Consider the following 19582-nt stretch of genomic DNA (forward strand, 5'->3'; position numbering starts at 1 on the left):
GACCGTCGCACTACGGTCCTTCGGCTCTGTCGCCGGGTTTAGTGAACGGTATCACAAACTATTTGATGAGAGCTTTACCTGGTGGGTGTGCCGACTGTCACACATGAGAGTGAACCCGCCCGTGTGTGCGCGACAACCCGTCATTGTGTGTGGTAAAGGCGCACCATGTCCGACATGTGCCAGGCCCGTCAGCGCGTCGACTCTGCCTTACGCCGGTCGGGGAAACGCGAACGGGGGCCTACGGCAGTCGCTCCGTTGACGCCCGAGACGCCGACCCGGACCGGCCGGGCGGACTCCGGCTCGCGGCCCGTGGCGTCCTGCACGGCCGCCTCGGCGGCGCGCTCGCGGTGCCGGTAGCGCGGCGGGACCAGAGCCTCGGCCCAGCGCGGGGCGCGCGGGGTGAAGCGCGGCAGGAGCAGCAGGACCAGGCCCAGCGCGCTCAGCGCGACGATGGCGAGCACGATCCACATCGACGCGGAATGCACCGAATACGCCACCGCACCGAAGGCGATCAGCCCTGACCAGAAGTACATGATCAGCACTGCGCGGCTGTGCGAATGCCCGAGTTCCAGCAGCCGGTGGTGCAGGTGCCCGCGGTCGGCCGCGAACGGCGACTGGCCCTTCCACGTACGCCGCACGATGGCCAGGACCAGGTCCGCGACCGGGATCGCGATGATCGTCAGAGGAAGCAGAAGCGGAATGAAGACCGGGAGCATCGCCTGCGTCGCCTTGCGCTCACCACCGGCGAACAGGGCCATGGTGTCCGGGTCCACCTGGCCGGTGATCGAGATCGCGGCGGCGGCGAGCACCAGGCCGATGAGCATCGATCCGGAATCGCCCATGAAGATCCGGGCCGGATGCATGTTGTGCGGCAGGAAGCCCAGGCACATACCCATCAGGATCGCGGCGAAGAGGGTCGCGGGCGCGGCCGCCTCGATCCCGTAGCCGAACCAGATCCGGTACGAGTAGAGGAAGAACGCCGCCGCGGCGATGCAGACCATGCCGGCGGCCAGACCGTCGAGGCCGTCCACGAAGTTCACCGCGTTGATGGTGATCACGACGAGGGCCACGGTCAGCAGGTTGCCCTGCCACTGGGTCAGTGCGACCGTCCCGATCCCCGGGACGGGGATCCACAGCATGGTCAGACCCTGCATGACCATCACACCGGCGGCGATCATCTGTGCGCCGAGCTTGATCAGGGCGTCGATCTCGAACTTGTCGTCGAGCACGCCGATCAGCCAGATCAGGGCGGCCCCGGAGAGCAGCGCCCGCGGCTCGTTCGACAGCTCGAACACGCCGTTGAGGTTGCGCAGCTGGTCGGCGACCAGCAGCCCCGCGCACAGCCCGCCGAACATGGCGATGCCGCCTAGCCGCGGGGTGGGCTCACGGTGCACGTCGCGGGCGCGGATTTCGGGCATGGCACCGGCCGCGATCGCAAACTTCCGCACGGGCCCGGTGAGCAGGTAGGTCACCGCGACCGTGACGCAAAGCGTCAGCAGATATTCACGCACGGGCTGCCCCAGATGTATCGCCGGCCATCTCAGCCCCACACATTAGCTGCGATGTACCCCTCATCGAGGACGCGAGGGGGCCGTATCCCGGTTGCGGTACGCCCCGCTTGCCCCTTTCACGACCTATACGGGGGAAATGTACGCGTCAGCTCGGCCACTTCCGCGCGGACATCGGCCCCTCCCCCGTGCAGTGCGGCGGTGAACAGCGCGGCGATCCGGGCCATCTCCGGATCCCGCATGCCCTGGGTCGTGACGGCTGCCGTGCCGAGCCGGATCCCGCGCTGGTCCCCGTACGGGAGGGCGCACGTGTCGAGCACGATCCCGGCGGCGGCGAGCCGGCCGCGAGCCGTCGGACCGTCGATGCCGAGCGGCGCCGGGTCGGCGGTGATCAGATGGGTGTCGGTCCCGCCCGTCGTCACCGCGAACCCGTGGGCCGCCAGCGCATCGGCCAGCACCCGCGCATTGGCGACCACCCGATGGGCATACGTGGTGAACGCCGGCGCCGCGGCCTCGCCGAAGGCCACGGCCTTGGCGGCAATGGTGTGCATCTGGGCGCCGCCCTGGGTGAAGGGGAACACCGCCCGGTCGATCCGCTCGGCGAACTCGGCCCCACACAGGACCATGCCGCCGCGCGGGCCGCGCAGCACCTTGTGGGTCGTGGCGCAGACGATGTCGGCGTACGGGACGGGGCTCGGTGCGGCCCCGCCGGCGACGAGTCCGATCGGATGGGCGGCGTCCGCGATGAGGTAGGCCCCCACCTCGTCGGCGATCTCCCGGAACACCGAGTACTCGGGGTGCCTCGGATAGGAGATCGACCCGCAGACGATCGCCTTGGGCCGGTGCGCCCGCGCGAGGTCCTGCACCTGCCGGTAGTCGATCAGCCCGGTCTCGGCGTCGACCCCGTACCCGACGAAGTCGAACCAGCGTCCGGAGAAGTTGGCGGGCGAACCGTGCGTGAGGTGCCCCCCGTACGGCAGCCCCATCGCCAGCACGGTGTCCCCGGGCCGCAGGAGCGCGGCGTACGCGGCCAGCACGGCGGCGGACCCGGAATGCGGCTGGACGTTGGCGTGCTCGGCCCCGAACAGGGCCCGGGCCCGCTCGACGGCCAGGCCCTCGGCACGGTCCGCGTACTCGCAGCCGCCGTGGTAGCGCGCGCCGGGATAGCCTTCGGCGTACTTGTTGGCGAGCGCCGAGCCGAGCGCCGCGAGCACGGCGGGCGAGGTGAAGTTCTCGGCGGCGATCAGCTGCAACGTGGTGGCCTGACGCCGAGCCTCCCCCGCGAGCACGTCGGCCATCTGCGGATCCTGCTGCCGCAGCAGATCCGTGGGCGGGGTGATGACGCTCATGGCGCGACTCCCAGTGGGCTGTCCCGGATAGGCCCACTGTAGGTCGCCCCGGCCCGCTCCGCCCGACGGGCCGCATCCCGCGCCGCCCGTCAGGGCCGTCAGGGCCCTCGCCACGGGGCCTCACGGGCTTCGGGCCGCTGCGCCGGCCTCCGGCCGGACGACCCCTCAGTACCGGGCCGTAACGCCCGTCAGCGCCGTCACCACGGGGTCCAGCGCCTGATCGAGCCCCTCCTCCGACGCGGCACTCGCACCGCTCGGCCCGGCGGCCTCACGGGCTTCGGGCCGCTGCGCCGGCCTCCGGCCGGACGACCCCTCAGTACCGGGCCGCGACGCCCGTCAGCGCCGTCACCACAGGGTCCAGCGCCTGATTGATCTCGTCGCCGATCGAGCGGAAGAACGTGATCGGCGACCCGTACGGGTCGTACACCTCGTCCGCGTCGGGAGAGGGGGCCAGCAGCCAGCCGCGCAGCGCTGCCGCGGCCCGTACCAGCGCACGCGCCCGCTCCGCCACCCCGTCGTCCAGCGGCGGCAGGGTGGCGGGGTCTATGGCCCGCACCAGCCGCGTGAACTCCTTCAGCGTGAACGTCCGCAGACCCGCCGAGTGCCCCATCGAGATGACCTGTGCACGGTGGTCACGGGTGGCCGTGAGCACCAGGTCGGCGCGTATCACGTGCTCGTCCAGCAGTTCCCGCCCGGTGAAACCGGAGGCGTCCGCGCCGAAGTCCGCGAGTACGGCCGCAGCGTTCGCCTCCATGGGGGCGCCTTCGTGACCCCAGGTCCCCGCGCTCTCCACGATCAGGTCGCGCGCCGGGATGCCCCCCAGCCGGTGCGCCAGCGCATGCCGGGTCAGCCGCTCGGTGATGGGCGAGCGGCACACGTTGCCGGTGCTGACGTGGAGGATGCGGAAGGTGTCGCCTCCGGCTGCCGCCGGGGAGTACCCGCTTGCTATGCCACGCCCCTCAGGGCTCACGGGGCCACCTCGAGGTCGGGTACGACCTCCCGCAGCTGCTCGGCGGTCAGCGCCCCCTCGCGCAGCAGGACGGGAACCTTCCCGGTGACGTCGACGATCGACGAGGGCTGGATCCCGGGGGTCGGGCCGCCGTCCAGGTACACGGACACGGAGTCGCCCAGCATCTCGCGCGCCGCGTCGCAGTCCTCGGGCGCCGGGTGCCCGCTCAGGTTCGCCGAGGAGACGGCCATCGGGCCGACCTCGGTCAGCAGCTCGATGGCGACGGGGTGCAGCGGCATGCGGACGGCCACGGTGCCGCGGGTCTCCCCCAGGTCCCAGGCCAGCGAGGGCTGGTGCTTGGCGACCAGCGTCAGCGCGCCCGGCCAGAAGGCGTCGACGAGCTCCCAGGCCTGCTCGGAGAAGTCCGTGACGAGACCGTGGAGGGTGTTCGGGGAGCCGATGAGCACCGGGGTCGGCATGTTGCGGCCGCGCCCCTTGGCGGCGAGCAGGTCGCCGACGGCCTCCGCGCTGAAGGCGTCCGCGCCGATCCCGTAGAGGGTGTCGGTGGGGAGCACGACGAGCTCGCCGCGGCGCACGGCGGATGCGGCTTCACGCAGACCCGTCTTGCGGTCCGTCGCGTCGTTGCAGTCGTATCGCCGGGCCATCAGCGGGACTCCTCGTGCAGCAGGGGGGTGGCGGGGTGGGTCGTGCCCGTCACGGCATGGCCTTGCGGGCGGTCGCGAAACGGGGGCGGTTGTTCAGGTCGGGGTGGTCGGCGGCATCGGCCCAGCCCCGCTCGTCGGCGAAGATCCAGGGAACCTGGCCGCCCTGGGTGTCGGCGTGCTCGACGACGACGATGCCGCCGGGCCGCAGCAGCCGGTGCGCGGTGCGCTCGATGCCGCGGATGGTGTCGAGCCCGTCCTCGCCGGAGAACAGCGCCATCTCGGGGTCGTGGTCGCGGGCCTCAGGCGCGACGTACTCCCACTCGGTGAGCGGGATGTACGGCGGGTTCGAGATCACGAGGTCGACCTGGCCGTCCAGCTCGGGCAGGGCGCTCAGCGCATCGCCCTGGTGGACGGTGACCCGCGAGCCCTCGGCGTTCTTGCGGGTCCACCGCAGGGCGTCCTCGGACAGCTCGACCGCGTGCACGCGCGAGCGCGGCACCTCCTGCGCCATGGCCAGCGCGATCGCGCCGGACCCGGTGCACAGGTCCACGATGAGCGGCTCGACGACGTCCATCGCCCGGACGGCGTGTATGGCCCAGTCCACGACCGACTCGGTCTCGGGCCGGGGCACGAAGACCCCGGGGCCGACCTGGAGCTCCAGGTACCGGAAGAACGCGCGTCCGGTGATGTGCTGGAGCGGCTCGCGCGCCTCGCGGCGGGCGACGGCCTCCCAGTAGCGGGCGTCGAAGTCCGCGTCCTTGACGTGGTGCAGTTCCCCCCGCTTGACGCCGTGCACGAAGGCCGCGAGCTCCTCGGCGTCGAAGCGCGGTGAGGGCACGCCGGCGGCGGCCAGCCGCTGGGTGGCCTGGGCCACCTCGGCAAGCAGCAAGTTCACGCTGGTCCTCCGGGCTGCTGTCGTACGGGGGTGGAGCGGGGGCGGGCAGGGTCAGGCGGGGATCAGTGCGCGGACGCCAGCTTGGCGGCCGAGTCCGCGTCGACGCAGGCCTGGATCATCGGATCGAGGTCGCCGTCGAGCACCTGGTCCAAGTTGTACGCCTTGAAACCGGTCCGGTGGTCCGAGATCCGGTTTTCCGGGAAGTTGTACGTGCGGATCTTCTCGGAGCGGTCCACGGAGCGCACCTGGCTGCGGCGCACGTCGGAGGCTTCCTGCTCGGCGGCTTCCTGGGCCGCGGCCAGCAGGCGCGACCGGAGGATGCGCATCGCCTGCTCCTTGTTCTGGAGCTGGCTCTTCTCGTTCTGGCAGGAGGCGACCACACCGGTCGGGATGTGCGTGATGCGCACGGCCGAGTCGGTGGTGTTGACGGACTGGCCGCCGGGGCCGGACGAGCGGTACACGTCGATGCGGAGGTCGTTCGGGTTGATCTCGACCTCGACCTCCTCGGCCTCCGGGGTGACGAGCACGCCGGCGGCGGAGGTGTGGATGCGGCCCTGGGACTCGGTGGCCGGAACACGCTGGACGCGGTGCACGCCGCCCTCGTACTTCAGACGGGCCCAGACGCCCTGACCGGGCTCGGTGGCCCCGTTGCCGCCCTTGGTGCGGACGGAGACCTGGACGTCCTTGTAGCCTCCGAGCTCGGACTCGGTGGCGTCGATGATCTCGGTCTTCCAGCCCACGCGCTCGGCGTAGCGCAGGTACATGCGCAGCAGGTCGCCGGCGAACAGGGCCGACTCGTCGCCGCCCGCGCCCGCCTTGACCTCAAGGAGCACGTCCTTGTCGTCGCTGGGATCGCGCGGGACGAGCAGCAGGCGGAGCTTCTCGGTGAGCTCCTCGCGCTGCGCGCTCATTTCCTTCACCTCGGCCGCGAAGTCCGGGTCGTCGGCCGCGAGCTCCTTCGCCGTCTCGATGTCCTCGGCGGACTGCTTCCAGGCACGGAAGGTCGCGACGATCGGGGTCAGCTCCGCGTAGCGCTTGTTGAGCTTGCGCGCGTTGGCCTGATCCGAGTGGACCGAAGGGTCGGCGAGCTTCTTCTCAAGGTCGGCGTGCTCGCCGACCAGTTCCTCGACCGCCTCGAACATCGGGGGCTCCTGGGGTGAAAAGTACGAAAAAGGGCTGCGGGACGACAAAGGCGCCGGTCCGGCTGCCCCCGTGTGGACAGGGTGCAGCCGGGGTCCGGCGCCGGGGGCTCGCTACTTCGAGCCGGCAGCCTTGCCGAAGCGGGCCTCGAAGCGGGCGACACGGCCACCGGTGTCGAGGATCTTCTGCTTGCCCGTGTAGAACGGGTGGCACTCGGAGCAGACCTCGGCACGGATGGTGCCCTCGGTCAGGGTGCTGCGGGTGGTGAACGACGCGCCACAGGTGCAGCTGACCTGGGTCTCGACGTACTCGGGGTGAACATCGCGCTTCAAGGTGTCTCCTAGATTCGGGAGGGCGCCGGGTCGCAGGAGCCGAATTGCGCACTGCGTGAACCGGGGCCGACAGACCAGTCTGCCAGGACCGGGCTGCCTGTCAAAATTCTGAGGACGCCTCCCTCAACCAGGGGGCTCCGCCATCTATTCCACTCCCCCGCGAGAACCCTGCGACCAGGCCTTTTACGTCCTACTTCACGATCTCGCCGGCCGAGCCCTTGTCGCCCATGGAGTTCGCGGTGGCCTCGGCGGGGACCGGCTGCTCGGCCAGCAGGGCGTCCCAGACCATCTTGGACTCCTTGGCCAGCGGGGCGACCCGGTCGGCGTCGCGGGCGTCCGGACCCACGGGCAGGGTGATCATCTTCATGTCCTGGGCGTCGATGCCCTGGAGGCTCTGGGCGAAGCCCATGAGGGACTTCACGTCGCCGAGGGACTTGTCGGTGGTCAGCGCCTTGGTGCCGGTGTCGGCGAGGCCGAGCAGCCGCTTGGGGTTGTCGAAGAGCCCGATGCCCTTGACCTGCTTGATCAGGGCCTTCATGAAGGCCTGCTGGAGCTGTATTCGGCCCAGGTCGCTGCCGTCGCCGACGCTCTTGCGGGTCCGTACGAGGCCCAGCGCCTGCTCGCCGTTCAGCTTGTTCTGACCGGCCGGGAGGTCGAGGTGGCTCCCGTGGTCCTTGATCGGCTTGGTGGTGGTCAGCTCGACGCCGCCGAGGTTGTCGATGATCTTCTTGAAGCCCGTGAAGTCGACCTCGATGTAGTGGTCCATGCGGATCCCCGACATCTTCTCGACGGTCTTGACCGCGCAGGCGGCCCCGCCGATGGTGAACGACTCGTTGAACTGGGAGCGCGAGCTGCCGCGGTCGGTCTTGCCGTTGCTCAGCGTGCACGACGGCCGGTTGACCATGGTGTCGCGCGGGATCGAGACGACGGTGGCCTTCTTGTGGCCGTCGTACAGGTGGACGATCATCGCCGTGTCGGAGCGGGCCGAGCCGCCGTCGTCCTGTCCGTATTCGGAATTGGCGCCGCCGCGGGAGTCGGAGCCGAGGACGAGGATGTCCATCGAGCCGTTGTCGATGTTCTGCGGGCGGTCCTTGCCGAGCGCCTGGTCGATGTCGACCGTCTTCAGGTTCCCGTTCAGGTGGAAGTAGAACCAACCGAGACCCGCCCCGCCCAGGAGGACCACGCCGGCGGCGCTCCACGCGGCGATGACCAGGGCCTTGCGGCGCTTCGCGGGTTTCCGTCGGCGCCTGCTCGCGGCACGCCGGCCGCTGTCCCTGCTGTCCTCGCTCATGCTCTCCTCAGTCCTGAGTACGTTCCCGGCCGGACGTCCGGCCCAGTGGCCCCCCGCTCTGCCCCCTGACACAGACGGGCGAACGTCGCTCAGGGTTCCACGGCCGACGGGACGCCCGTACCGGTGCGCCGCGGCGGCCGGGACGGGGTGAGCGCCGCGTGATGCCGCGCTCACCTGCGGTTTTCCAGGGGGACGTACGACGCGGCGGAATGGTTCAGAAGAGCCGCGAATGTGGCGAAGCTCGCATCGGACGGCCGGCCGTCGCACCGCCGGAAACGCGGGACCGCCCCCACCGCGGGCGCGGTGGGGGCGGTCTCGGTGATGCCGTGCGGCGACGTCAGTCGTCGTTCTTGCCCGACGGGGTCGTCTTGGCGATCTGCATCAGGAACTCGGCGTTCGACTTCGTCTGCTTCATCTTGTCGAGCAGCAGCTCGATGGCCTGCTGCGAGTCGAGCGCGTGCAGCACCCGGCGCAGCTTCCAGACGATGGCGAGCTCCTCGCTGTTGAGGAGGATCTCCTCCTTGCGGGTGCCCGACGGGTCGACGTCGACGGCCGGGAAGATGCGCTTGTCGGCGAGCTTGCGGTCGAGCTTGAGCTCCATGTTGCCGGTGCCCTTGAACTCCTCGAAAATCACCTCGTCCATGCGCGAACCGGTGTCGACCAGCGCGGTGGCCAGGATGGTCAGCGAGCCGCCGTCCTCGATGTTGCGCGCGGCACCGAAGAAGCGCTTCGGCGGGTACAGCGCGGTCGAGTCGACACCACCGGACAGGATGCGGCCGGAGGCGGGCGCCGCGAGGTTGTACGCCCGGCCCAGACGGGTGATGGAGTCCAGCAGGACGACCACGTCGTGACCCAGCTCCACGAGGCGCTTGGCGCGCTCGATGGCCAGCTCGGCGACGGTGGTGTGGTCCTCGGCCGGGCGGTCGAAGGTCGAGGAGATGACCTCGCCCTTGACCGACCGCTGCATGTCGGTGACCTCTTCCGGACGCTCGTCGACCAGGACGACCATCAGGTGGCACTCGGGGTTGTTGGTGGTGATCGCGTTGGCGATCGCCTGCATGATCATGGTCTTGCCGGTCTTCGGCGGGGCCACGATCAGGCCTCGCTGGCCCTTGCCGATCGGCGACACGAGGTCGATGATGCGGGTCGTCAGCACGCCCGGGTCGGTCTCCAGGCGGAGCCGGTCCTGCGGGTAGAGCGGGGTCAGCTTCTGGAACTCCGGTCGGCCGCGGCCGGATTCGGGCGCCATGCCGTTGACGGAGTCCAGGCGCACGAGGGCGTTGAACTTCTCGCGGCGCTCGCCGTCCTTGGGCTGGCGCACGGCACCGGTGGTGTGGTCGCCCTTGCGCAGGCCGGCCTTGCGGACCTGGGCGAGGGAGACGTACACGTCGTTGGGGCCGGGCAGGTAGCCCGAGGTCCGGATGAACGCGTAGTTGTCGAGGATGTCCAGGATGCCCGCGACGGGGATCAGGACGTCGTCGTCGGCGACCTGCGGCTCGTTCGGCGCGAACTCGTCGCGGCCGCGACGGCCACGGCGGTCGCGGTAGCGGCCGCGACGGCCGCGACGGCCGCCCTCGTCGTCGAAGTCGTCCTGGGGGCCGTGGTCCTGGGGGCCCTGGCGGTCCTGGCGGCCCTGCTGGCCCTGCTGCTGGCGGTCCTGACGGCCGCCCTGCTGCTGGCGGTCCTGACGGCCGCCGCCCTGACCCTGGCCGCCCTGGCCCTGGCCCTGGCCCTGGCCCTGGCCACCCTGGCCCTGGTCGTCGGCCTTGGCGCCACGGTCGCGGCGGTCGCGCTGGCGGTCGCCGCGCTCGGCACGGTCGCGGCGGTCGCGGCGGCCGCGGCCCTCGCCCTCCTGGGCGGGTGCGGAGACGGCGGTGGCGGCCTCGGCCCTGGTCTCGGCCGGGGCGGCGGTGGCGGTCTCGGCCTTCGCCTCGACCACGACGGCGGCGGGGGCCGCGGTCTCCGGGCTGCCGGAGGGGGCCGTGGCCCGACGGCGGCGGCGCTCGCCGGCCGGGGCGTCCTCTCCCCCACGCTCGGCTTCGCTCGCGCGGGAGGGGCCCCCTGCCGGCTGGCCCGGGATCTCGATCTGCGCCTGCGCGGCAGGCTTCTCGGCGGGCGCCTCGGCGGCGGCCTCGCCCGTGCGGGCCTTGCTGGTGGCGCGGCGCTTCGGCTTGGCCTCGGCGGCCTCGGCGGCGGGGGCCGCGGCCTTGGGGGCACTGCTGCCCGCCTGCGCCTCCTTGATGACCTCGATCAGCTGGCTCTTGCGCATCCGCGCGGTGCCCCTGATCCCGAGGCCCGACGCGACCTGCTGCAGCTCGGCCAGGACCATGCCGTCGAGGCCGGTACCGGAGCGGCGGCGCTTGGGCGCGGCTGCCGCGGCGGGGGCACTGGTGTCGACATTGGTGTCGGCAGCGCCCATCAGATCGGTGGTGTCGCTCACGAAGGGTCCTTCCCTGGAGCGGACGTCGGCCTGTCTGGCTCGGCGACCGGTTGTGCTGTCCGACAGCAGTCCATGGCCTGATGGGACGTGGACCGCAGCCGGGGCGGTGGTCCGCCGGTAGAGATACGGCGGAAAGAAACGTGCATGGGTGGTTCCGGCGAGAAGCCCCCGAGCTGGAAGCGTGGGAATGTCACGCCGATTCCGGAGCGTGCTCGAAACTGCTGGCAGCGATCAAAGCAGTCGGGGAGGCTCCCGGAAGAAAAGTGGTCCCGGATGGGGACACTGAGCGCCAAGCCATGGCGGCTTCGGCTGCGCACTTGAGACTAACACTACCGGATCCAACAGATATTCCCCCTCTCAATCACCGGCAATCGCGCCTTCCGCGCGGGCGGCCTGCCCCGGCCGCCCGCCCCTGGCGGTTATGCCCTTACGGCCTAGCCGCCCTGGGTGCCCAGCGGAAGGACGCTCGCGCCCGCGGCATCGAGGGCGAGCCGGTTCGCGGCCCACCCCTCGCCCGCGAGCTGCGCGACCTTGTCGGCCGCGCCGTTGTCGACCAGCGCGAGAACCGTGGGGCCCGCGCCGGAGATGACCGCGGGGATGCCGTCCGCCCGCAGTCGGTTGACGAGTGCCACGCTCGCGGGCATCGCCGGGGACCGGTACTCCTGGTGGAGCCGGTCTTCGGTGGCCGGCAGCAGCAACTCGGGACGCCTGGTCAGGGCTTCGACGAGCAGGGCCGCACGGCCTGCGTTGACGGCCGCGTCCACGTGCGGGACGTTGCGCGGCAGCAGGCCGCGCGCGGTCTCCGTCAGGACCGGCTTGGACGGGACGAACACCACCGGAACGATGGATTCGGCGGGCTCCATGCGGATCGCCTTGGCGCTGCCGCCGTCCATCCAGGCGAGGGTGAAGCCGCCGAGGAGACAGGCGGCGACGTTGTCGGGGTGGCCCTCGATCTCGGTGGCCAGTTCGAGCAGGGCCGTGTCGTCGAGCCTGCCCTCTCCGCCTATGGTCACGGCGCGGGCGGCGACGATGCCGGCGCAGATGGCGGCGGAGGAGGACCCGAGGCCGCGGCCGTGCGGGATGCGGTTGGCGCAGACGACTTCGAGGCCGCGCGGCTGCCCGCCCATCAGGTCGAAGGCAGTGCGCATGGAGCGTACGAGCAGGTGGGTCTCGTCCCGCGGGAGGGTGTCGGCACCCTCGCCCGCGATGTCGATGTTCAGGCCGGAGTCGGCCACCCGGACGACCACGTCGTCGTAGAGCCCCAGGGCCAGGCCGAAGGCGTCGAAGCCCGGGCCGAGGTTGGCACTGCTGGCGGGGACGCGCACCCGTACGGCGGCGGCGCGGAATGCTGGACCGGCCATCGTCCGATGACACTCCTTGTGACTGTGCGAGACGAGATCTTCGCTGGCTCGCTGCGAATGTACTGGAGAACGTACGACACCCGAAGGCCCTCTGGGCAGCACCACGGTCATATGCGCGGTGGCGGATGTAAGTACAGCGTATCGAAGGAAGGTTCTCTCGCGACATAGGGCGCACAGGAGGCGCACGATGCGTGTCGGTGTCTTCCGGTGGATTCCGCTGAATACTGTTGACTTTTGCGTCGTACGACCCGAGTTGCCGGATTCCGCGGGCTTCGCGGAATCCGGCAACCCGGGGTGCTGCGATCGGACCGGCCCCGGGTCTGACCAGGGTCAGACCCGGGTCAGACCAGGCCGAGGCGGACGGCCGCGGCCTCCGCGTCCACCGGGACGGTGACCGGCTGCGGAGCGCCGGCGACCGCCCAGTCGGGGTCCTTGAGCCCGTTTCCAGTGACGGTGCATACGATCTTCTGGCCGGGGTCGACCAGGCCCAGCTCGGCGGCCTTGAGCAGGCCGGCCACGGATGCGGCCGAGGCGGGCTCGACGAAGACGCCCTCCTGCGCGGCCAACAGGCGGTAGGCGGCCAGGATCTGGCGGTCCGTCACCTCGTCGATGAAGCCGCCCGACTCGTCGCGCGCAGCGAGCGCATAGTCCCACGAGGCCGGGTTGCCGATGCGGATCGCGGTGGCGATGGTGTGCGGCTCCTTGACGACCTCACCGCGCACGATGGGCGCGGAGCCGGAGGCCTGGAAACCCCACACGCGGGGCGTACGGGAGGCCAGGCCGTCGGCCTTGTACTCCTTGAAGCCCTTCCAGTACGCGGTGATGTTGCCCGCGTTGCCGACCGGCAGCACGTGGATGTCGGGGGCGTCGCCGAGCGCGTCGACGATCTCGAACGCGGCGGTCTTCTGGCCCTCGATGCGCACCGGGTTGACGGAATTGACCAGCGCCACCGGGTAGTTGTCGGACAGCGCGCGGGCCAGGTCCAGGCAGTCGTCGAAGTTGCCGTCCACCTGCAGGATCTTGGCGCCGTGCACGAGGGCCTGGCCCATCTTGCCGAGCGCGATCTTGCCGCGGGGCACGAGGACGGCCGAGACCATCCCGGCGCGCACCGCGTACGCGGCGGCGGAGGCCGAGGTGTTGCCCGTAGAGGCGCAGATGACCGCCTGGGCGCCCTCCTCCTTGGCCTTGCTGATCGCCATCGTCATGCCGCGGTCCTTGAAGGACCCGGTGGGGTTCGCGCCCTCGACCTTGAGGTGCACCTCGCAGCCGGTGCGCTCGGAGAGCACCTGCGCGGGGACGAGGGGAGTGCCGCCCTCGCGGAGCGTGACCACGGGAGTGGCATCCGTCACCGGCAGTCGGTCCCGGTACTCCTCGATGATGCCGCGCCACTGGTGGGTGCGATTGCTGCTCATGGGTCCTTACTCCCCTTCAACACGCATGATGCTGGCGACACCGCGCACGGTGTCCAGCTTCCGCAGCGCCTCGACGGTCCCGGAGAGGGCGGCGTCGGGTGCGCGGTGGGTGACGACGACGAGGGAGGCCCCATTGCCGGCCCCGTCCTGATGTCCTTGCTGCCGTACGGTGTCGATCGACACGCCGTGCTCCGCGAAGGTGGTCGCCACCTGGGCGAGGACGCCCGGCTTGTCCGCCACATCGAGGCTGATGTGGTAGCGGGTGACGACATCCCCCATGGGGCTGACCGGCAGCTGGGTGTACGCCGACTCGCCGGGCCCCGTTGCCTCGGCGAGCTTGTTGCGGCAGACGGCGACGAGGTCGCCCAGGACCGCCGAGGCGGTCGGTGAACCGCCCGCGCCGGGCCCGTAGAACATGAGCCGCCCGGCGGCCTCCGCCTCGACGAAGACGGCGTTGTACGCCTCGCGGACGGAGGCGAGCGGGTGGCTGAGCGGGATCATCGCCGGGTGCACGCGGGCGGTGACGGACTCCCCGTCGGCGGCCCGCTCCAGGATCGCGAGGAGCTTGATGGTGCAGCCCATCCGCTTGGCGGAGGCGAAGTCCGCGGCGCTGACCTCGGTCATGCCCTCGCGGTAGACGTCGTCGAGGCGGACGCGGGTGTGGAAGGCGATTCCGGCCAGGATCGCGGCCTTGGCGGCGGCGTCGTAGCCCTCGACGTCGGCGGTCGGGTCGGCCTCGGCGTACCCGAGGGCGGTGGCCTCGTCGAGCGCCTCCTGGTACCCGGCGCCGGTGGAGTCCATCTTGTCGAGGATGAAGTTCGTCGTGCCGTTGACGATGCCCATCACCCGGTTGATCTTGTCGCCGGCGAGGGACTCGCGCATCGGGCGGACCAGCGGGATAGCGCCGGCGACGGCGGCCTCGTAGTACAGGTCGAGCCCGTGCTGCTCCGCGGCGGCGTGCAGGGCGGCGCCGTCCTGGGCGAGCAGCGCCTTGTTCGCCGAGACGACGGAGATGCCGTGCTCGAAGGCGGTGGTGATGAGGGTGCGGGCCGGCTCGATGCCGCCGATGACCTCGATGGCGACGTCGATGTCACCCCGTTTGAGCAGGGCGGTCGCATCGGTGGTGACGAGGGCCGGGTCGATGCCCTCGCGCACCTTGGAGGGACGGCGCACGGCCACGCCGGCGAGCTCGACGGGCGCGCCGATCCTGGCCGTCAGATCGTCGGCGTGCGTCGTCATGATGCGCGCCACCTCTGAGCCGACCACTCCACAGCCCAGCAGCGCCACCTTCAGCGGACGCGTACGCATCATTCGACCTACGCCTTTCGATCTTCCAGCACCACCCGGCGTGCGGTTTTGCGCGCCAGGTCTGAACCAGTCTCACTCAATGGACAGCAGTTTCCATCCTCGGTCCATTGAGTGAGACGTCGATTTCATTATCCGAGGTCGAGACGCAGGAGATCTTCCTCCGTCTCGCGCCGGACGATCACTCGGGCCTGTCCGTCGCGCACGGCGACGACGGGCGGGCGCAGCGCGTGGTTGTAGTTGCTGGCCATGGAGCGGCAGTACGCCCCGGTGGCGGGTACGGCGAGGAGGTCTCCCGGGGCCAGGTCGGCCGGCAGGAAGGCGTCCTTCACCACGATGTCACCACTCTCGCAGTGCTTGCCGACGACGCGGACGAGCATGGGCTCGGCGTCGGAGACGCGGGAGACGAGGGTGACCGCGTATTCGGCGTCGTAGAGGGCGGTGCGGATGTTGTCGGACATGCCGCCGTCGACGGAGACGTAGGTGCGCAGCCCTTCGAGCGGCTTGATCGTGCCGACCTCGTAGAGCGTGAAGGCGGTGGGCCCGACGATGGCGCGGCCGGGCTCGACGGAGATGCGCGGGGCGCGCAGCCCGGCGGACTCGCATTCGCGGGCGACGATCTCGTGCAGGGCCTTGGCGATCTCGTGCGGCTCGCGCGGGTCGTCGGAGGACGTGTACGCGATGCCGAGCCCACCGCCGAGGTCGATCTCGGGCAGTTCCACTCCGTGCTCGTCGCGGACTGCGGTCAGCAGCTGCACGACCCGCTTGGCGGACACCTCGAAGCCGGCCATGTCGAAGATCTGCGACCCGATGTGGGAGTGGACGCCGAGCAGCTCCAGGCTGTCGTGCCCGAGCGCGCGCCGGACGGCTTCGGCGGCGGAACCGTCGGCGACTGCGATGCCGAACTTCTGGTCCTCGTGCGCGGTCGCGATGAACTCGTGCGTGTGCGCCTCGACGCCGACCGTCACGCGGATCTGGACGGGCTGGCGTACGCCCAGCTCACGGGCGATGTGCGCAACGCGGGCGATCTCCTGGAAGGAGTCGAGCACGATCCGTCCGACGCCGGCCTCGATGGCACGGGTGATCTCGGCGACGGACTTGTTGTTGCCGTGGAAGGCGATCCGCTCGGCGGGCATCTCCGCGGCGAGGGCGGTGGCGAGCTCGCCGCCGGAGCACACGTCGAGGTTGAGCCCTTCCTCCTTGAGCCACTTCACGACGGCCTTGGAGAGGAACGCCTTGCCGGCGTAGAACACGTCGGCGTCCGGCCCGAAGGCGTGCGCCCAGGCGCGGCACCGGGCCCGGAAGTCCTCCTCGTCGAGGAAGTAGGCCGGCGTCCCGAACTCGCGGGCGAGCTGCGCGACGTCCACCCCGCCCACGCTCACCACACCGTTGCCGTCCCGGCTCACGGTCCGCGCCCAGACCTTCTCGTCGAGCGCGTTGAGGTCGGCTGGCGGCGGGGAGTAGTGCCCCTCGGGCAGGACATCGGCGTGGCGGGGTCCGGCGGGGTGCGCGGAACGGCTCATCGGTATCTCTCTTCGCAGATCACAGGCAGTCAGGTGCGTCTATGCCGAGAAGGGCAAGGCCGCCGGCCAGCACCGTCCCGGCGGCTTCGGCGAGAGCCAGCCGGGCGCGGTGGGCGGCCGAGGGTTTCTCGTCCCCCTTGGGCAGGACGCAGTGCTGGAAATCGAGCAGTTCGTCGGCGGCGCGGACGAGGAACCGGACGATCTGCTCCGGGGCCTGCCGGTGCGCGGCGGCTTCGAGTACAAGGGGGTAGTCGCCGAGAACACGTGCGAGCCCGGCACCATCCGGGACCTCACCGGGCTCGCTGCGGAACCCGAGCCGGGCGGCGTTGCGCACCAGCGCCCGGCTGCGCGCGTGGGCGTAGCACACCCGGAAGAACTCGCTGGACTCGTCCTGGACGAGCAGCCCGGCCCCGAACTGGGGGGTCTCGCGGGCCGGAACGGCCAGGGCGGCCCAGGTGGCGGCGTCCCGCCCGTAGGCGGCGACCACGTCCCCGTCGCGGCGCGCGACGGGGGCGACGCCGGGCGGGTCACCGCCGTCCTCTCGTCCCTGGCTGCGCAGGATGCGGACGACGGCCTCGTGGACGGCGCGCTGCCGGAGTCCGGCGGTGGGGGCCCAGCAGAAGGGCTCGGCTTCGACAGCGTCGTCGGTGTACCCGTAGCGCGGGCCGCGCAGCAGCACCTCGCGGACGAGCCCGGCGGCGCCGCGGGGGGCGAGGGTGAAGTTCAGGAACCCGGCGCCGGTGATTTCGACGCGCTCGATCCCGGGCTCCGCGGCCAGGCCCCCGGCGATCACCCGGGCGACCTCGGAGGGGGACCGTCCGGCCGCCTTGGCGAGTTGGAAGGCGACGGGACTGGCGTAGTCCCCCACCCCTCCGGGCCGGGTCCGCTCGACGACGACCCGCTCGGGCACACCCGCCTTGGCGGGCAGCTCCCCGTCCTCGACGGCGCAGCGCACGGCGCGCACGACGGTACGGGAGAGGTCGGCGGGGGTCACGGGACCAGCCTAGGGGAGAAGCCCTCCCATCCCGCGAACGGTTTCGCCATGTGAACAGGTGACGGCCGCTACCCTCTGCCCCGCCCGGCCGGCGCGCCCTTCCGCTCCCGCCGGTCCTTGCGCTCGACGAGCAGGCGTACGACGCGCACGAGCTCGGCGGGCTCGAAGGGCTTGGCGAGGAACGCGTCCACCCCGGCCTCGATCCCGACCTCCACCTCGTGTTGCGTACAGGCGCTCACGATGGCGACGGGCACGTGCCGCGTCCGCGGATCGGCGCGCAGCTGCGCGGCCGTGCCGAACCCGTCCAGCCGGGGCATGACCACATCAAGAGTGATCACGTCCGGGCACACGCGATGCACGACGTCCAGACACTCGGCACCATCGTTCGCGGTCACTACCTCGAAGCCCTCCAGCTCGAGATTGACCTTGATCAGCTGCCGGATGACCTTGTTGTCGTCGACAACAAGAACCCGGCCCGAGGCGCCTGGCACAACTCGAGAGTAGGTCGCCCTAAGCCCCCGCGTCCGGGTTTTTGCCACTTCCACCCCCTCCGAGGGACCCACCCCGCTCTCCCCCGGAAACCGTTTCTGATCACCCCGCGGAAGCTGGTAGTGTTCAACCCGTCGCCGCAACGCGAACGACATGCCCCCGTAGCTCAGGGGATAGAGCAACGGCCTCCGGAGCCGTGTGCGCAGGTTCGAATCCTGCCGGGGGCACTTCGCAGGGACCAGCGAGAACAACCGCTGACCGGCGCAAGTGCCAAGGAAGAAGCCCTGGACTCGGAATGACCGAGTCCAGGGCTTCTTCGTTGTCGGCGGCTGTCCACGCGTGAGCCCCGCGCGGGCGGGAGCCGCGGCGGACGCCGACGAACCGGCCCGCAACGGCGCTCCGCCGAGACAGTCAACGTGCACCTCCAGTGCGCCGGCGCTCGACTGCGAGTGGCACGAGCCCGACGAGCTGTCGGTCCTGCTGCCGGAGGTCGGCTGCACTGGATTCTCCGACCACTGCCGTCGGTACAGCCGCGGGGTCGCCGGAGCGCCGCCGGCCTGCTTTTGCCCCTGCTTTTGCCGCACATCGACGGCGGTGAGAGACTTTCAACGTACGGCCAATGCCGCAAGCCTCTGCGATCTGAGCCGCAAACGGCGAGCCGCAGGCCCGGTCAACCACCATGATGGCGGCCTGGCAGTCGCGCGGCCGGCCAGCCGGACGAATTATCGGCATGGTGACGCCAAATCGGATTCCAATTCACCGGAAGAAGGTGGGCCAACCGTGCCACCGACCCGACTCCTCAAGGCCGCAGCGGCCCTTGCCGCTGCAATGGTGGCCACCTTCAGCCTGACTGCACCGCACGCCTCGGCCGACACCGAATCGCCTCGATCTCCTGCTGTCCAGGCTGCGCTGCAGGCCCTGCGATACAAGGCCTGACCTCGGATACGCCCATACTGTGCAGCGACAACAGACCCGTCGGCCGCGGCAACCATGCGGTTGCCGCCGTCTGTATCGGCGAGGAGGAGGCCAGCGTCGGCTACGGCATCTTCGTCGTTGCCGGATCCATTACAAACCTCAGCCAAACCGTTCTCCATGCGCGGACCGCCGTGCTCATCAGGACCCCCGGGAGAGAATTGGGCATTTGCAACAAGAGAAAGGTGGAACCCGGAGAGAGTTTCACATGTGCCAAAAAGACGCACAACACTTACCCCGCAACAGGGATTGGGCAGTTCTACTGGTACTCCAATGCCGCCAAGGAATCAGGACATCAAATGATCATCAGCCCGACATTTAGCGGAGAGTGATCCTTGTGCCTGGGAAACTCCCTGTCCTGCTGGGCTCGATCGCCCTCATCGTCAGCCCCGTTGTGCCCACGTCCGCCGCTTCCGCAGCGACACCGTCCGCAGCTCCGGCGCACGTTCTGGAATGGTGCAGCAAGGTGACCGGCGCACCGAACGGCTACGTGATCGCTGTGGTCTGCGTCGCCGTCGACATCGCAAAGCCGGCCACCACGCCGCGCGGCTACGTCCGCGTGGCTTACCAGAACACCGATCCGAGTGGTTACGCCCACGGCGTTGCCGTGTCCAAGCGTGTCGTCATCAATGGGCGTACCTCATTCGCAGGGCAGTGCCCGACCGCGACCGTGAGCCCGGGGAAGACCGGCCGTTGCCCTGGCGACGAACTCTTTGCGGTGGCTTCCGGAGCCACGGTCCAGGGCGTGGCAGACATCTCCATCGGCGGACCTGTGACGACCATCCAGAGCCCCCCCGAGGTGGTGCCGCGGTAATGATCACAAGACAGCCGGTCGCAGGAAGTGTGCGAAGACCCCGCCGTCGGCGGCCACCCGCACGAAGGCCCGGCGGGGCACGGCAACTCGGGCGAGATCGTGCCCGAGGCGGCGGTCTCCGTGGAGTTCCGCGGCAGCCCGGT

The 19582-nt window shown here is 70.5% G+C and carries 16 protein-coding genes and 1 tRNA gene; 2 read left to right on the plus strand and 15 right to left on the minus strand.

Annotated elements, in window-relative coordinates; translation table 11 throughout:
• Positions 1 to 188 precede the first annotated feature (188 nt).
• From ABTY04_RS18665 to ABTY04_RS18735, 15 genes are all read right to left on the minus strand, one after another.
• On the minus strand, positions 189 to 1511 hold the full coding sequence (locus ABTY04_RS18665; RefSeq protein ID WP_352214420.1) for an MraY family glycosyltransferase: 1323 nt from the start codon (positions 1509 to 1511) through the stop codon (positions 189 to 191).
• Between the two features lie 116 nt (positions 1512 to 1627).
• A complete protein-coding gene (glyA, locus tag ABTY04_RS18670; RefSeq protein ID WP_352214421.1) occupies positions 1628 to 2857 on the minus strand; it encodes a serine hydroxymethyltransferase in 1230 nt (409 codons plus the stop codon).
• Positions 2858 to 3170: 313 nt separating this feature from the next.
• On the minus strand, positions 3171 to 3827 hold the full coding sequence (locus ABTY04_RS18675) for an arsenate reductase/protein-tyrosine-phosphatase family protein (RefSeq protein ID WP_352214422.1): 657 nt from the start codon (positions 3825 to 3827) through the stop codon (positions 3171 to 3173).
• Positions 3824 to 4471 (minus strand): L-threonylcarbamoyladenylate synthase, encoded by a 648-nt coding sequence (locus tag ABTY04_RS18680; RefSeq protein ID WP_008738155.1) that lies wholly within the window; start codon positions 4469 to 4471, stop codon positions 3824 to 3826. The genes ABTY04_RS18675 and ABTY04_RS18680 overlap by 4 nt, the downstream gene beginning before the upstream one ends.
• Positions 4472 to 4520: 49 nt before the next feature.
• Positions 4521 to 5366 (minus strand): peptide chain release factor N(5)-glutamine methyltransferase, encoded by an 846-nt coding sequence (gene prmC, locus ABTY04_RS18685; RefSeq protein ID WP_352214423.1) that lies wholly within the window; start codon positions 5364 to 5366, stop codon positions 4521 to 4523.
• Between the two features lie 62 nt (positions 5367 to 5428).
• Complete coding sequence (prfA, locus tag ABTY04_RS18690) at positions 5429 to 6508, minus strand: peptide chain release factor 1 (protein WP_352214424.1); 1080 nt, start codon at positions 6506 to 6508, stop codon at positions 5429 to 5431.
• Positions 6509 to 6619: 111 nt separating this feature from the next.
• Positions 6620 to 6838, minus strand: coding sequence for a 50S ribosomal protein L31 (gene rpmE, locus ABTY04_RS18695; protein WP_030153765.1), 219 nt, complete (start codon positions 6836 to 6838; stop codon positions 6620 to 6622).
• Positions 6839 to 7028: 190 nt separating this feature from the next.
• Positions 7029 to 8129 (minus strand): LCP family protein, encoded by a 1101-nt coding sequence (locus ABTY04_RS18700; RefSeq protein WP_352214425.1) that lies wholly within the window; start codon positions 8127 to 8129, stop codon positions 7029 to 7031.
• A gap of 337 nt (positions 8130 to 8466) precedes the next feature.
• Positions 8467 to 10569: a transcription termination factor Rho gene (gene rho / locus ABTY04_RS18705; RefSeq protein WP_352214426.1), complete on the minus strand. Its 2103-nt coding sequence runs from the start codon at positions 10567 to 10569 to the stop codon at positions 8467 to 8469.
• 434 nt (positions 10570 to 11003) lie between these two features.
• Positions 11004 to 11930 (minus strand): homoserine kinase, encoded by a 927-nt coding sequence (thrB, locus tag ABTY04_RS18710; RefSeq protein WP_352214427.1) that lies wholly within the window; start codon positions 11928 to 11930, stop codon positions 11004 to 11006.
• Between the two features lie 341 nt (positions 11931 to 12271).
• A complete protein-coding gene (gene thrC / locus ABTY04_RS18715) occupies positions 12272 to 13342 on the minus strand; it encodes a threonine synthase (RefSeq protein ID WP_352214428.1) in 1071 nt (356 codons plus the stop codon).
• A 6-nt stretch (positions 13343 to 13348) separates the two neighbouring features.
• Positions 13349 to 14653 carry a homoserine dehydrogenase gene (locus tag ABTY04_RS18720; protein ID WP_352214429.1) on the minus strand — a complete coding sequence of 435 codons (1305 nt, stop codon included), beginning with the start codon at positions 14651 to 14653 and terminating at the stop codon, positions 13349 to 13351.
• Between the two features lie 125 nt (positions 14654 to 14778).
• Entirely contained in the window at positions 14779 to 16170 is a 1392-nt protein-coding gene (gene lysA, locus ABTY04_RS18725; protein WP_352214430.1) for a diaminopimelate decarboxylase, read from the minus strand.
• A gap of 19 nt (positions 16171 to 16189) precedes the next feature.
• Entirely contained in the window at positions 16190 to 17164 is a 975-nt protein-coding gene (nrtL, locus tag ABTY04_RS18730; RefSeq protein WP_352214431.1) for an ArgS-related anticodon-binding protein NrtL, read from the minus strand.
• A gap of 68 nt (positions 17165 to 17232) precedes the next feature.
• Positions 17233 to 17703: a response regulator gene (locus ABTY04_RS18735; RefSeq protein ID WP_352214432.1), complete on the minus strand. Its 471-nt coding sequence runs from the start codon at positions 17701 to 17703 to the stop codon at positions 17233 to 17235.
• 105 nt (positions 17704 to 17808) lie between these two features.
• Between ABTY04_RS18735 and ABTY04_RS18740 the strand changes: the two genes are divergently transcribed.
• Positions 17809 to 17880, plus strand: a tRNA-Arg gene (locus tag ABTY04_RS18740).
• A 1211-nt stretch (positions 17881 to 19091) separates the two neighbouring features.
• A complete protein-coding gene (locus tag ABTY04_RS18745) occupies positions 19092 to 19439 on the plus strand; it encodes a hypothetical protein (RefSeq protein WP_352214433.1) in 348 nt (115 codons plus the stop codon).
• Positions 19440 to 19582 lie beyond the last annotated feature (143 nt).

It is taken from the genome of Streptomyces sp. NPDC097981 (assembly GCF_040302565.1).
Classification (GTDB): Bacteria; Actinomycetota; Actinomycetes; order Streptomycetales; family Streptomycetaceae; genus Streptomyces.

Bases quoted from the DNA above. Each gene is read 5' to 3' on its own strand.
- ABTY04_RS18700 (WP_352214425.1), bottom strand. From the start codon at position 8,129: ATGAGCGAGGACAGCAGGGACAGCGGCCGGCGTGCCGCGAGCAGGCGC.
- ABTY04_RS18720 (WP_352214429.1), bottom strand. From the start codon at position 14,653: ATGATGCGTACGCGTCCGCTGAAGGTGGCGCTGCTGGGCTGTGGAGTG.
- thrB (WP_352214427.1), bottom strand. From the start codon at position 11,930: ATGGCCGGTCCAGCATTCCGCGCCGCCGCCGTACGGGTGCGCGTCCCC.
- thrC (WP_352214428.1), bottom strand. From the start codon at position 13,342: ATGAGCAGCAATCGCACCCACCAGTGGCGCGGCATCATCGAGGAGTAC.
- prfA (WP_352214424.1), bottom strand. From the start codon at position 6,508: ATGTTCGAGGCGGTCGAGGAACTGGTCGGCGAGCACGCCGACCTTGAG.
- ABTY04_RS18680 (WP_008738155.1), bottom strand. From the start codon at position 4,471: ATGGCCCGGCGATACGACTGCAACGACGCGACGGACCGCAAGACGGGT.
- glyA (WP_352214421.1), bottom strand. From the start codon at position 2,857: ATGAGCGTCATCACCCCGCCCACGGATCTGCTGCGGCAGCAGGATCCG.
- lysA (WP_352214430.1), bottom strand. From the start codon at position 16,170: ATGAGCCGTTCCGCGCACCCCGCCGGACCCCGCCACGCCGATGTCCTG.